Source organism: Pseudomonas sp. UBA6323, assembly GCF_002439135.1.
Taxonomy (GTDB): Bacteria; Pseudomonadota; Gammaproteobacteria; order Pseudomonadales; family Pseudomonadaceae; genus Aquipseudomonas.
The window spans coordinates 26,108-38,890 of sequence record NZ_DJSX01000057.1 but is presented as its reverse complement, the minus strand read 5'-3'; the positions used below and the strand labels follow the sequence as shown (position 1 = coordinate 38,890).

Here is a 12,783-nt window from a genome sequence, read left to right as displayed (position 1 = left end):
CCTGCTGGCGCTCAATGCGGCCATCGAAGCGGCGCGGGCCGGTGAGGCCGGGCGTGGTTTCGCTGTGGTGGCGGACGAAGTGCGCAATCTGGCACGGCGTACCCAGCAGTCCACCGAAGAGATCGAAAGCCTAATTGGTGCGCTGCAACGCGGTACCCAGCAGGTGGCCGGTGTGCTGCAGGAAAGCCAAGTGCTGACCGAGGGCAGCGTGGAGCGTGCGCGCAAGGCGGGTGACTCGCTAGCGAGCATCAACCAGAAAGTCTCCAACATCCAGTCGATGAACCAGCAGATCGCCGCCGCGGCTGAGCAGCAGGGCGCCGTGGCCGAAGAGATCGGCCGCAGCATCATCAATGTGCGCGACGTGGCAGAGCAGACCGCCACGGCCAGTGACGAGACGGCCAAATCCTCGGCCGAGCTGGCGCGCCTGGGCGGCCAGCTGCAACTGCTGGTCAGCCGCTTCCGCGTTTGATCCTGCCCGCGCGGCGCGCTCCCTGAGGCGCCGCGCGACGCATCCGCGCCGCGAGTCGTATCTGGCGACCCGGCACAAATCTTTCATCGTCTGTCGATTCTCTCTTCACCCGTTCGACTACTGCATAGAACCCCGCCGTGGGTTCACTGTCAGCCGTAGGGAGGCACCTGCGCGCGACTTCGACTCGAACAAGGAGAAAGGCGATGCGTTTCATGGTGATTGTCAAGGCGACTGCCGATTCAGAAGCCGGCGTGATGCCCAATGAGGAGTTGCTGACGGCCATGGGCCGTTACAACGAAGAGTTGGCTGCCGCTGGCGTGATGCTGGCCGGCGAGGGGCTGCACCCCAGCAGCAAAGGCGCGCGGGTACGGTTTTCCGGGGCGCAGCGCACCGTGATCGATGGTCCGTTCATGGAGACCAAAGAGCTGGTTGCCGGTTTCTGGATCTTTCAGTGCGAGTCACTGCAGGCCTGCATCGATTGGGTTAAGCGTTGCCCCAACCCCATGCCTGGCGAATCCGATATCGAGATTCGGCAGATTTTCGAGGCCGAGGATTTCGGCGCCGAGTTCACCCCCGAGCTGCGTGAGCAGGAAGACCGTATTCGCGCGCGCATCAGCAAAGAAGACCAAGGAGAGTAACGATGAAGATACATGCCTATCTGATGTTCGACGGCCAGTGCGAGGAAGCCTTCAATTTCTATGCCGAGCTGCTGGGCGGCAAGCTGGAGCTGATGCGCTTCGGCGAAAGCCCTGATGCTGGCGAGGTACCGCCGGAGTTTCACGACCGGGTGATGCATGTGTGCCTGACGGCGGGTGACCAGGTACTGATGGCCTCGGACACCATCCCGCAGTATCCGCACGAGGGGATCAAGGGCTGCTCGATCTCCCTGCAGGTGGATAACGTGCCGGAGGCCGAGCGCCTTTACGAAGCGCTGTCGGCCGGTGGCGAGGTGCAGATGGAGTTGCAGGCCACCTTCTGGGCGACCCGCTTCGCCATGCTCACCGACCGCTTCGGCGTGCCATGGATGATCAATTGCGTGATCGATAGCCAGCAGGGCTGACAGCGAGCCTCGAGCGTAGCCCGGATGCGATCCGCGGGATCGCCTTCGCGGCTGAAACGGAATGCCGCCCAGCCACTCCAACAGGCTTTGCTCCATGTAGGGCGGGTGCAACCCGCCAGATTGATGGTGGCGGGTTTCACCCGCCCTACGGGCTGGCGCGGATGTAGTTCGGTGAAAAGTGGGATCGGGTGGCTTCGCGGCTGAAGCCGCTCCTACAGACTATATAGTTGAGTAGGAGCGGCTTCAGCCGCGAACGCTGTTTCTTCAGCCCACCAGCGTCAGCGGTTCGCGCTCTTCCTCCACCTGCACGCCGGCGAGAAAGTCCTCGCCCCAACGGCGGATGTCGTTGAAGCAGACGATATCGAACAATTCGCGCAGGCGCGCCTGGGCCTCGCTCTTGGGCAGGTTCAGCGCCAGGTAGCAGGTCTGCGCCAGGTCGGCCGGGTCGTGCGGATTGGTCAGCAACGCGCCCTTGAGCTCAGCCGCTGCACCGGCGAACTCCGACAGCACCAGTACACCGCACCCGCCCAGCAGGCCTTGCGCGGCGACGAACTCCTTGGCCACCAGGTTGAGGCCGTCTCGCAGTGGGGTGATCCACATGACGTCGGCCATGGCGTACCAGGCGCTGACTTCCTCGAACGGAAGACTGCGGAAGAAGAACTGCAGCGGCGTCCAGCCGACGCGGGCGAAGCGTCCGTTGATGCGACCCACGGCCTGTTCGATTTGCGTCTGCAGCTCGTCGTATACCGTCATCTCGCGTGCTGCCGGCACGCACACGGTGACCAGGGTAACCTTGCCGAGCAGCTCGGGGTTGTCGTCGAGCAGGCGCTCATAGGCGTTGAGCTTTTCCAGAATGCCTTTGGTGTAATCGAGGCGCTCGACCGCGAGAATCAGCTTCACGCCCTTCATCTCTTCGCGCAGCTGGCCCATCAGCTCCTTGATCTTCGGTGCCTCCAATGCGTTGCGCACGCGGTCGATGTCGAGGCCTACCGGGTGTGCGCCGAGCTTGACCTGGCGCGTACCGGTATCCAGCGCAGTGGTCATGCGCTCCAGGCCCACGGCGCAACCATAGGTGATGAAGCGCGGGGCGCAGCTTTGCCGTTCCAGGGTCTTGAGTGGGAACACACCGCGGGCGACGTCGACGAAGTTCTCCACCTGGCGCGGGATGTGGAAACCGATGTAGTCGCATTGCAGCAGGCTACCGACGATCTGCCGGCGCCAGGGCAGCACGTTGAACACGTCGGCCGAGGGGAAGTAGGTGTGGTGGAAGAAGGCGATGCGCAGATCCGGGCGCAGCTCGCGCAGGTAGGCCGGCACCATCCACAGGTTGTAGTCGTGTAACCAGACAATGGCGCCCTCGGCGGCTTCCAGCGCGGTGCGTTCGGCGAAGGCGCGGTTGACCTTCAGGAACACCAGCCAGTCGTCTTCGTTGAAGGTGGCGCGCTCCCAGAAGGTGTGCAGGGTGGGCCAGAAGGCTTCCTTGGAGAAGCGCTTGTAGAAGATGTCCACCTCTTCCTTGCTCAGCTTGACCCGCGCGGCGGTCAGCTTGGGATAGCGCTCGGCGTCCACGGTGGTGTGGCTGTCGAACGGCTCGTCGCCATCCTCGTGCACGGCCCAGGCGACCCAGGAGCCGGGCTGGCCGTCACCGAAGAAGCTGAGCAGGGTGGGGATGATGCCGTTGGGCGAGGTGGGTCGGCGGCGCTGCAACTTGCCATCGGCGCCTCGGTATTCCTCATAAGGCAGGCGATGGTAGACCATCACCAGCTCGGCCTCGCCCGGCTGGGCGGCCCGGCGCCGTTCGGCAGCGATGCCGTGCTCGCCGAGAAAACCGAAATGGGCGAAGGCCTCGAGAATCCCGCCGCAGCCTGGGCGGACGGCGTGCAGGGTGCGCGAATGGCTGCGCGTGGCTTCCAGCAGCGCAGCTTCCGACTGGCCGACGCACACTCCGTGGAAGCTGGCGCTGAGCATGGACAAATCATTGAGCGTATCGCCGGCCGCCAGCACCTGATCATGGTCCAGCTCCAGCCAGTCGGCCAGGGCCTGCAGGCTGCTGCCCTTGTTCACGCCTTTGGGCAAAAAATCCAGGTACAGCTCGGCGGAGTAAAGCAGGTCGCAGCCAAGTTCATCGGCGATCTCGCGTAGCGCCGGGTTTGCCGCCTGCTCAGGCGTGCAGAAGTAGGAGCAGCGGCGTGCCTGCGGCACGTCCTGGCGCTCCAGGCCGAACGGCTCGATGGCGCTGGCCACCTGGGTTTCGCCGGGCCAGCGTGCATCGACCACGCTCTGCAGCGGCTGGATCGGTTGCAGGCTGTCGCCATGCACCAGGGTCGCGCCGACGTCGGCGATGATGTAGTCCGGCTGCGGCAGCGTCGGGTCGGCCAGCAGCGGCAGCACCGCTTCCAGGCTGCGCCCGGTGACGTAGGCGAGCTTGATCTCGGGGTGGGCGGCGATGGTCTGGTAGAGGCTCAGGCGGTCTTCGGGATCGCCGGCGAGAAAGGTTCCATCCAGGTCGGTGGCTAATAGCATCGTGTTTCTCCAGAAGTGGCCAGTGCGGTGCGCGTCGATGACGGGCGGCCGACCGGCCGGGTTCTGGCTGCTTGGGGTAGGCTCGGGGCCTTGCCGAAACAGCCATCCTTAGGTGTTCAGGAGGCGTGGGGGAAAGGTTCCTCCGTGGCTTCTTGGTCTTGCGCTGGCGCATCGGGCATCAGCTCCAGCACCGTGGGGCTGGTGCGTAGCATCGGCACGAAATGCGCGGCGTCGCCGCTGACCAAATCGCTGACATGGCGCAGCCGGTAAAAGGTGTAGGCAGCCAGCAGGCCGAGGGTGCTGGCGAAGTACAGCGGCAGCGCGCTGGCGCCCAGTTGTTCCATCAACACGCCGGCCAGCAACGGCCCGCACACCGAGCCGATGCCATTGACCATCAGCAGGCTGGCGGAGCCGGAGAGAATCTCGTCTGCGTGCAACTGGTCGATCAGCTGCGCTACGGCGATAGGGTAGATGGCGAAGGCCAGGCCGCCCCAGATGAAGATCGCGCCGAGTAGCAGGGGCCCTGCCGGCAGCAGGCTTATGATCAGCGCAAGGACGACCGCCAGCACCACCACCCAGAGCAGCACCTGGCGCCGGTCGCGGCGATCCGAATAGATGCCGATGGGCCATTGCAGCAGCGCGCCGCCGAGAATGGTGGCGGTCATCAGCAGGCCGACTCCGGACGTATCGAAGCCGGCAAGGCTGGCATAGACCGGCGCCATACCCCAGAAGCCACCCATCGCCAGGCCTGACAGGCCAGCGGCGATGATCGCCAGCGGGGCGATCCGCCACAGTTGGCGCAGGTTGGTCGGCGGCGACTCGGGCAGCGTCGGTTGTGCCTGGCGGGTAAGCGTGATGGGCATCAGCGCGGCGCTGATGAGGATGGCGGCGATGGCGAACAGGGTGAACTGCACCGGGTCGGCCAGGTGCAGCAGTTGCTGTGCCAGCGCCAGGGCGCCGAGGTTGACCGCCATGTACACGGCGAATACCTGGCCGCGTTTCTCGTTGGGTGCCTGGGCGTTGAGCCAGCTCTCGATGACCATGTACAGCGTTACCAGCCCCAGGCCATAGAGCACGCGTAACAGCAGCCAGACCCACGGATCGATCAACAGCAAATGGAGCAGGGCAGCGATGGCGGCCAGGGCGGCGCAACAGGCGAACGCGCGAATGTGCCCGATGCGCCTGACCAGCGGCGTCGCCAGCCAGGTGCCGAGGAGGAACCCGACGAAGTACCCGGACATTATCAGGCCGAGCATCGTGGTGGAGTAGCCTTCGGCGACGCCACGCAGGGTCAGTAGGGTGTTGAGCAGACCATTGCCAAGCAGGAGTAACGCGACCCCGCTCAGCAGTGAACTGATAGGGGCAATGAGAGACCACATGCGAACTACCCTAGGGAACTGTGCCCCTCATGGCAAGCACGAAGCACGCCATGATATTTGCGTTTCGCTTGTAAGTAATTGATTTTAAATTGTTATTTTTAACGATAAACGGTCGGTCAATTTTTCTGCGGTGAAAATTGCCCGATCATGGTGCCTCGCTTGCCACGCGAAGGCCGCACCATAGCCGGGAAGAGGGCAGGCGGCAGGTGATAAAGGCCCGCCGCCTGCCTGTTTCAGTTCACGCAGACTCGGGCAATGGCTGCAGCCAGTTGATCCAGCCGGTTGCCATCCAGCCCGGCGACGTTGGCGCGGCCGCTGCCGACCATGTACACGCTGAACTCCTCGCGCAGGCGTTGTACCTGCAGCGGCGACAGCCCGGTGTAGGAGAACATGCCGCGCTGTTCGGCGATATGCGCGAAACGCTCGTTCAGCCCGTGCGGCGCAAGTGCTTCGACCAGGCCACGGCGCAGGCTGGCCACGCGCAGGCGCATACTTTCCAGTTCATCCAGCCAGAGGCCTTTCAGCTCGTCGTCGCCGAGGATCTGCGCCACCACCGCAGCGCCATGGGCGGGCGGGGTTGACCATAGGTTGCGGGCGATGGAGGCCAGCTGGCTGCGGATGTCGATGAGTTTCTCGGCGTCGCTGGCGCAGACGATCAGGGCGCCGGTGCGCTCGCGATACAGGCCGAAGTTCTTCGAGCAGGAGCTGGTGATCAACAGCTCCGGCAGTTCGGCGGCGAACAGGCGCACGGCCCAGGCGTCCTCCTCCAGCCCGTCGCCGAAGCCTTGGTAGGCGAAGTCGATCAGCGGCAGCAGTTCGCGCGCCTTGACCACCTCCAGCACGCGCTTGAAGTCGCGCGGGGTGAGGTCGAAACCGGTGGGGTTGTGGCAGCAGGCATGCAGCAGCACCACGTCGCCCTTGGGCAGGTGGGCCAGTGCCGCGATCATCGCTTCCACGTCGAGACGATTGTCGGCGCCGACGTAGGGATAGTGGCCGACCTTGAGCCCGGCTTCGGCGAACAGGGTTTCATGGATCGGCCAGGTCGGATCGCTCAGCCAGATGCAGCGTCCGGGCAGGCAGTGGCGGATGAAATCGCCCGCCAGGCGCAGCGCACCGGTACCACCGGGTGTTTGTGTGGCGCCGGCGCGCTGCTCGGCGAGCAGCGGCGAGTTGGCCCCCAGCACGAGTTGGCTCAGGCGCTCGCCGAACGCCGCGTCGCCATGGCCACCGACATAGGTCTTGGTCTGTTCGAGGTCGATCAGGCGCTGCTCGGCCAGTTTCACCGCGCGCGGGATCGGCGTCAGGCCCTGGGCGTCCTTGTACACGCCGACGCCAAGGTCCAGGCGCGCCGGGTTGCTGTCCAGGCGATAGGCTTCCATCAGGCTGAGGATGGGGTCGCCCGGTACGCGGGCGACCTGGGCGAAGTGGCTCACTTGCGGCCCTCGGCGCTGGCGGCCAGCACGTCGGTGCGCGCGGCCATGATGAAGTCGTTGCGGTGCAGGCCGCGCATCTCGTGGCTCCACCAGGTGACGGTGACCTTGCCCCATTCGGTGAGCAGTGCCGGATGGTGCCCAACCTCTTCGGCGATGGCGCCAACGGCATTGGTAAAGGCCAGAGCGTGGCGGAAGTTCTTGAACAGGTACACGCGCTCCAACTCCATATGGTCGCCACGCACCTCGATGTTCCAGTCGGGGATCTCGCGGATCAGCTCGGCCAGTTCTTCATCGGACACTTTCGGCGCATCGGCGCGGCAGGCTTCGCATTGGGCTTGGGCAAGACTCATGGGATTCTCCTGGGTTTTGTAGCTCGGATGAAATCCGGGGCCATGTCTAAGGGCCATCCCGGATTTCATCCGGGCTACTCGCTGGTGTGTGGCCGCCACGCCCAAACGGCGAATCGAGAGGGTAGCGGCGACCATGTGGAAAAGGACGTTACGCTCTACGCGGCTTTCGGCGGAAATTTCGGTGCATGCAGGCCCATCTGCATGGCCTTGTGCACCAGCGCCATGATGTCTTCCTGAGCCAGCTCGAACAGGCGCTTGAGCTCGGGCAGGACGAAATACACTGGCTGCAGGATATCGATGCGATACGGCGTGCGCATCGCCTCCAGTGCGTCGAAGGCCTGGTGTTCGGGCACGTCGGACAGGGCGTAAAGGGTTTCCTTCGGCGAGGACAGGATGCCGCCACCATAGATACGCCGGCCGGCCGGTGTGTCGAGCAGGCCGAATTCGATGGTCAGCCAGTACAGCCGCGCCAGGTAGACGCGCTCTTCCTTGCTCGCCTTGAGACCGAGCTTGCCGTAGGTGTGAGTGAATTCGGCGAACCAGGGGTTGGTCAGCATCGGGCAATGGCCGAAGATCTCGTGGAAGATGTCCGGCTCCTGCAGGTAGTCCAGCTCCTCGGGCGTGCGAATGAAGGTCGCGACGGGAAACTGCTTGCTGGCCAGCAGCTCGAAGAAGGTCTGGAAGGGAATCAGCGCCGGTACCCGCGCCACGTGCCAGCCGGTGGTGGATTCGAGCACACGGTTGATCTCGCCGAGCTGCGGAATGCGCTCCATGGGCAAGCCGAGTTGCTCGATACCGTCCAGATATTCCTGGCAGGCGCGGTTTTCGATCACCTCCAGCTGGCGGGTGATCAGGGTATTCCACACCTGATGCTCGCTTTCCGGGTAATGGATAAAGCCGCTGTCGTCCGGTTCCCGGGCCAGGTATTGCGTACTCTTCATCGCTGCCTCCTTCAGGGGGCTGTTGTTCTTGTCTTGGACACAGATTTACCCCGCCCGCGTGATCGACGGCAGGCCCTAGGCGCGCAGCTGGGCAGTGGCTGAAAGGAAAACTGTAAAGTTTGGATTACGATTCGGCCGAAGCGGCCAGTTATCGCCTTGCCGTTATGCTGAGGTGTCACATATTCTTGACGAAAATTACGCCGCTCAGTCGAATTTCCGGGTGGCCCTATAACAAGAAAATCAAGAGCCCGAGCCATGCGTATCAAGGTCCACTGCCAAAACCGTGTTGGCATCCTGCGTGACATCCTCAACCTGCTGGTCGACTACGGCGTCAACGTCGCCCGTGGCGAAGTCGGGGGCGAGCAGGGCAACGCCATCTACCTGCACTGCCCGAATCTGATCAACCTGCAGTTCCAGTCGCTCAGACCGAAGTTCGAGGCTATTGCTGGCGTATTCGGCGTCAAGCGCGTCGGGCTGATGCCCAGCGAACGGCGTCATCTGGAGTTGAATGCGTTGCTCGGTGCGCTGGATTTTCCCGTGCTGTCCATCGACATGGGCGGCAGTATCGTCGCCGCCAACCGCAGTGCCGCGCAGTTGCTCGGTGTGCGTGTGGATGAGGTACCGGGCATGGCGCTGTCACGCTACGCCGAGGACTTCGATTTGCCCGAACTGGTGCGCGCCAACAAGACGCGGATCAACGGCTTGCGGGTGAAGATCAAGGGCGATGTGTTTCTCGCCGATATCGCGCCGCTGCAGAACGAGCACGACGACAGCGAGGCGCTGGCTGGCGCGGTGCTGACCCTGCATCGCGCCGACCGAGTTGGTGAGCGTATCTACCACGTGCGCAAGCAGGAGCTGCGTGGCTTCGACTCGATCTTCCAGAGCTCGAAGGTGATGGCGGCAGTGGTCAAGGAGGCGCGACGCATGGCGCCGCTGGATGCACCGCTGCTGATCGAGGGCGAAACCGGCACCGGCAAGGAGTTGCTGGCGCGCGCCTGTCACCTGGCCAGCCCGCGTGGGCAGTCGCCCTTCATGGCGCTCAACTGCGCCGGCCTGCCCGAGTCCATGGCCGAGACCGAGCTGTTCGGCTACGGCCCCGGCGCCTTCGAGGGCGCGCGCCCGGAAGGCAAGCTCGGGCTGCTGGAACTGACTGCGGGCGGCACGCTGTTTCTCGATGGCGTCGGCGAGATGAGCCCGCGCCTGCAGGCCAAGCTGCTGCGCTTTCTACAGGACGGCTGCTTTCGCCGTGTGGGCAGCGACGAGGAGGTGTATCTGGACGTGCGGGTGATCTGCGCCACCCAGGTCGATCTTTCCGAACTCTGCGCGCGCGGGGAGTTTCGTCAGGATCTCTATCACCGCCTCAACGTGCTCAGCCTGCACATTCCGCCACTGCGCGAATGCCTCGACGGGTTGGAGCCGCTGGTCGAGCACTTTCTCGATTCCGCCAGCCGGCAGATCGGTTGTGCGCTGCCGAAGCTGGCGCCACAGGCCTTCGAACGCATGGCCCATTACCACTGGCCGGGCAACGTGCGGCAGCTGGAGAACGTGCTGTTCCAGGCGGTCTCGCTATGCGATGGCGGCACGGTAAAGGCCGAGCACATTCGTCTGCCGGATTACGGCGCACCGCAGCCGCTCGGTGAATTCTCCGTCGACGGCAGCCTCGACGATATCCTCGGTCGCTTCGAGAAGGCGGTGCTGGAGCGTCTTTTCCGCGATCACCCGAGCAGCCGCCAGTTGGGCAAGCGTCTCGGCGTTTCCCATACCACCATCGCCAACAAGCTGCGGCAGCATGGGTTGGGCAAGGAGTAGGCGTAGGTGCGCCGCTGGCCTTGGCTGATGTCTGCAACTTTTCGGTGCGCACGGCGCACCCTACGTCACGCGACTGCGATACGCGTCTAGCTCACCTGACCGCCGCGCCAGGCCGCGACCACGCGCTCGCGCATTGCGCGGCGGTCATGCAGGCGGTCGATCATCCGCTCGGCCAGGTCGAGCCAGTAGGGATCGACCTTGGCCTGCACGACGCAAACTCCGGAGGCAAGATTGGCCCAGGCCGGTGGCAGGCGACCGTGGCGCAGGGCAAAGCCGCCGTCGCGGTCGCGCGCCAGATAGCGCACGCGGGTGATGCCGGCCAGCAGGATACGGCCATAGCACATCAGGCAGGGTTCGAGGCTGACGTAGAGGGTCAGACCTCGGCGGTCGACCTGCGCATGTTCGCTTTCGAGCTGGTCGAGCACCTGCATCTCGGCGTGGGCTGCGCTGGCGTAGACCGAGGCGAACACCTGGTTGCGCCCGCTGCACAGCAATTCGCCTGCCTCATCCACCAGCAAGGCACCGACCGCGTAGCAGCCATCCTCGATTGCCAGCAGCGCCTGTTCGCAGCACAGCCTGGCCCAGGTGTCATCGACATGAGTGCTGGCGGGCGCCTGTTGCAACAGGGCCAGATGCTCGGGGTTCATGGCGTCTCCAAGGCCGGCGAAGTGTTGCCGGAGTATGGCCTGCCATTAGTCCGGTGCCCTACGACCTTGGTGCAATAGGCAGGGTGGGGCTGCACGGCGACACTGAGCACGTCCCGATCATCCTGCGTGATATGGGTGCAAGCGTTTCCGCATTCCTCTCGGGGAATGCCTTGAATGGGCGGGCGACCAATTGGTCGCCCTTTTTTTGTCCCCCGATTCCCGCTCGCCGAGCCTCGCCTAGACGCCCTGATTCAGCCTGTCGATCAGCGCCCGCACGCTCCCCGGCAACGCATCCAGCTCGCGCACCAGCATGCTGCGCTCGCGCACTGACCAGACTTCGTCCAGTTGCAGGATCGCCAGCTGCATGGTGTGGCTGTGCCGACGTGCGGCCGACTCGGGAATGATGCCGATACCGACGCCGCCTTCGATCATCCGGCAGATCGCTTCGAAGCTCGATACCTGGATGCGCAGTGCCAGGCTGCCGCCGAGCTTTTCCACCTGTTCGCGCAAAAAACTCAGCAGGGTGCTGCCCTCGTGCAGGCCGATGTGTTGGTAGGCAAGGGTGTCGGTGAAACTCACCGATTGCCGCTGTGCCAGCGCATGGCCCAGAGGGACAGCCAGCACCAGGCGATCGGTGCTGAAGTGCAGCACCTGCAGCCCCGGCGCCTGCACCGGGCCGGCGATGATGCCCAGATCCGCCGCGCCATCCAGCACGCCACGAACGATGTCGCGGCTGAGGCGCTCCTGCAGGTCGACGGTGACGCCCGGGCGTTCGGCGAGAAAGCCGGCCAGCACCTCGGGGAGAAATTCGGTCACAGCCGTGGTGTTGGCGAAGATGCGGATATGCCCGGCGGCATCGGTGCCGTACTCGGTGAATTCGCTCTTCAGGTAATCGACCTGACGCATGATCAGCCGCGCGTGCTGCAGCAGGCGCAGGCCGGCCGGGGTCAGCTCGACACCGCGACTGTCGCGGTACAGCAGGCGACTGCCGAGTTGGCTTTCCAGTGCCTTGATCCGCGCACTGGCAGCGGCCGGCGAGAGAAACGCCTTGCGTGCGCCCTGGGTCAGGCTGGGCGACTCGGCAATATGGATGAACAGGCGCAGGTCGGGCAGATCGAAATGCATGGGTTCCTCTGCTTCTGTGGGAGGGGCCGGGCGGCGATCCGCTTTAGCCGCGACGCCCTGGCTTCCCCGGCAAACATCGCGGCTAAAGCCCCTCCCAGATAGAAATATGGCGTTCAGAATAACCAAACGCTGGTTTAAATAAATGCGGATTCTCTGAACGCATGCAGCATCGCATGCTCCAGCTCACACAAGAACCGAGCTGGAACCTGCCCCATGAGTGATTCTGCTTTTTCCGCCTGGATCGGTCGTAGCGAAGAAGTCCACGACCAACTCAGCCGCAATCTGGTCAAGCGCATCGCCGCCACCTTTGGTGAAGCCACGCCGGCCCATGGCGAGGCGCTGCCGCCGCTGTGGCACTGGGCGTTCTTTCAGGAACCGGTCGCCGAGAATGGCCTTGGCGAGGACGGCCATCCAGCGCGCGGTGGCTTCCTGCCGCCGGCGGACAACCGCAATCGCATGTGGGCCGGGGGCCGTGTCGAGTTCATCCAGCCGTTGCGCGTGGGCGGCGAAGCCAGCCGGGTATCGACCATCAAGCACATCGAGGAAAAGCACGGACGCACCGGCGCACTGCTGTTCGTCACGGTGCAGCACGACTACCTGCAGGACGGCCAGCTGGCCATCCGCGAGGAGCAGGACATCGTCTACCGCGAGCCCAGCCCGCCCAAGACCAGCAGTGGCGAGCCGCTGGTTGCCGGCGACTGGCGTGAGGCAGTCACACCGTCCAGCACCCTGCTGTTTCGCTACAGCGCCGTGACCTTCAACGGCCACCGCATCCATTACGACTGGCCCTATGTCACCGAGACCGAGGGTTACAGCGGCCTGGTGGTGCATGGCCCGCTGACCGCCACGCTGAACCTGCGTGCCTTCTGCCGCGCCAACCCGCAGGTGCGCCTGCGCCGTTTCGCCTATCGCGGCCTACGCCCACTGATCGCGCCGCAGCCGTTCGAGGTGGGCGGGCGCATCGACGGGGACGGCCATGCCGAACTGTGGGCCGGCAACGAAGCCGGCCTGGCGCAACGCGCCGAGGTGCAATTCGACTGATTTTGT

12 protein-coding genes are annotated in these 12,783 nt (G+C 64.4%); 5 read left to right on the top strand and 7 right to left on the bottom strand.

Features of this window, described 5'->3' with window-relative positions; translation table 11 throughout:
• The 3 genes from B3P22_RS13200 to B3P22_RS13190 form a co-directional block, all read left to right on the top strand.
• Nucleotides 1–469 (top strand): methyl-accepting chemotaxis protein (locus B3P22_RS13200; protein WP_296271282.1); only part of this gene is annotated, 469 nt, incomplete at its 5' end.
• Between the two features lie 203 nt (nt 470–672).
• Nucleotides 673–1,107 carry a YciI family protein gene (locus B3P22_RS13195; RefSeq protein WP_197855302.1) on the top strand — a complete coding sequence of 145 codons (435 nt, stop codon included), beginning with the start codon at nt 673–675 and terminating at the stop codon, nt 1,105–1,107.
• A gap of 2 nt (nt 1,108–1,109) precedes the next feature.
• Complete coding sequence (locus B3P22_RS13190; RefSeq protein WP_197855303.1) at nt 1,110–1,529, top strand: VOC family protein; 420 nt, start codon at nt 1,110–1,112, stop codon at nt 1,527–1,529.
• A 264-nt stretch (nt 1,530–1,793) separates the two neighbouring features.
• On the opposite strand, the gene ggpS is transcribed toward B3P22_RS13190, so the two are convergent.
• From ggpS to phhA, 5 genes are all read right to left on the bottom strand, one after another.
• On the bottom strand, nt 1,794–4,052 hold the full coding sequence (gene ggpS / locus B3P22_RS13185; protein ID WP_296271281.1) for a glucosylglycerol-phosphate synthase: 2,259 nt from the start codon (nt 4,050–4,052) through the stop codon (nt 1,794–1,796).
• Between the two features lie 116 nt (nt 4,053–4,168).
• Nucleotides 4,169–5,431 carry an MFS transporter gene (locus tag B3P22_RS13180; RefSeq protein ID WP_296271280.1) on the bottom strand — a complete coding sequence of 421 codons (1,263 nt, stop codon included), beginning with the start codon at nt 5,429–5,431 and terminating at the stop codon, nt 4,169–4,171.
• A 233-nt stretch (nt 5,432–5,664) separates the two neighbouring features.
• Nucleotides 5,665–6,864 (bottom strand): amino acid aminotransferase, encoded by a 1,200-nt coding sequence (locus B3P22_RS13175; RefSeq protein WP_296271279.1) that lies wholly within the window; start codon nt 6,862–6,864, stop codon nt 5,665–5,667.
• A complete protein-coding gene (locus B3P22_RS13170; protein ID WP_024308976.1) occupies nt 6,861–7,214 on the bottom strand; it encodes a 4a-hydroxytetrahydrobiopterin dehydratase in 354 nt (117 codons plus the stop codon). The genes B3P22_RS13175 and B3P22_RS13170 overlap by 4 nt, the downstream gene beginning before the upstream one ends.
• 155 nt (nt 7,215–7,369) lie before the next feature.
• Nucleotides 7,370–8,155: a phenylalanine 4-monooxygenase gene (gene phhA / locus B3P22_RS13165; RefSeq protein ID WP_296271278.1), complete on the bottom strand. Its 786-nt coding sequence runs from the start codon at nt 8,153–8,155 to the stop codon at nt 7,370–7,372.
• A gap of 255 nt (nt 8,156–8,410) precedes the next feature.
• Between phhA and B3P22_RS13160 the strand changes: the two genes are divergently transcribed.
• Nucleotides 8,411–9,964, top strand: a complete 1,554-nt coding sequence (locus B3P22_RS13160) for a sigma-54-dependent transcriptional regulator (RefSeq protein ID WP_296271277.1) — start codon at nt 8,411–8,413, stop codon at nt 9,962–9,964.
• A gap of 86 nt (nt 9,965–10,050) precedes the next feature.
• On the opposite strand, the gene B3P22_RS13155 is transcribed toward B3P22_RS13160, so the two are convergent.
• Together B3P22_RS13155 and B3P22_RS13150 are read right to left on the bottom strand one after the other, a co-directional pair.
• Nucleotides 10,051–10,611 (bottom strand): nucleoside deaminase, encoded by a 561-nt coding sequence (locus B3P22_RS13155; protein ID WP_296271276.1) that lies wholly within the window; start codon nt 10,609–10,611, stop codon nt 10,051–10,053.
• A 237-nt stretch (nt 10,612–10,848) separates the two neighbouring features.
• On the bottom strand, nt 10,849–11,736 hold the full coding sequence (locus B3P22_RS13150) for a LysR substrate-binding domain-containing protein (RefSeq protein WP_296271275.1): 888 nt from the start codon (nt 11,734–11,736) through the stop codon (nt 10,849–10,851).
• Nucleotides 11,737–11,949: 213 nt separating this feature from the next.
• Between B3P22_RS13150 and B3P22_RS13145 the strand changes: the two genes are divergently transcribed.
• On the top strand, nt 11,950–12,777 hold the full coding sequence (locus tag B3P22_RS13145) for an FAS1-like dehydratase domain-containing protein (RefSeq protein WP_296271274.1): 828 nt from the start codon (nt 11,950–11,952) through the stop codon (nt 12,775–12,777).
• Nucleotides 12,778–12,783 lie beyond the last annotated feature (6 nt).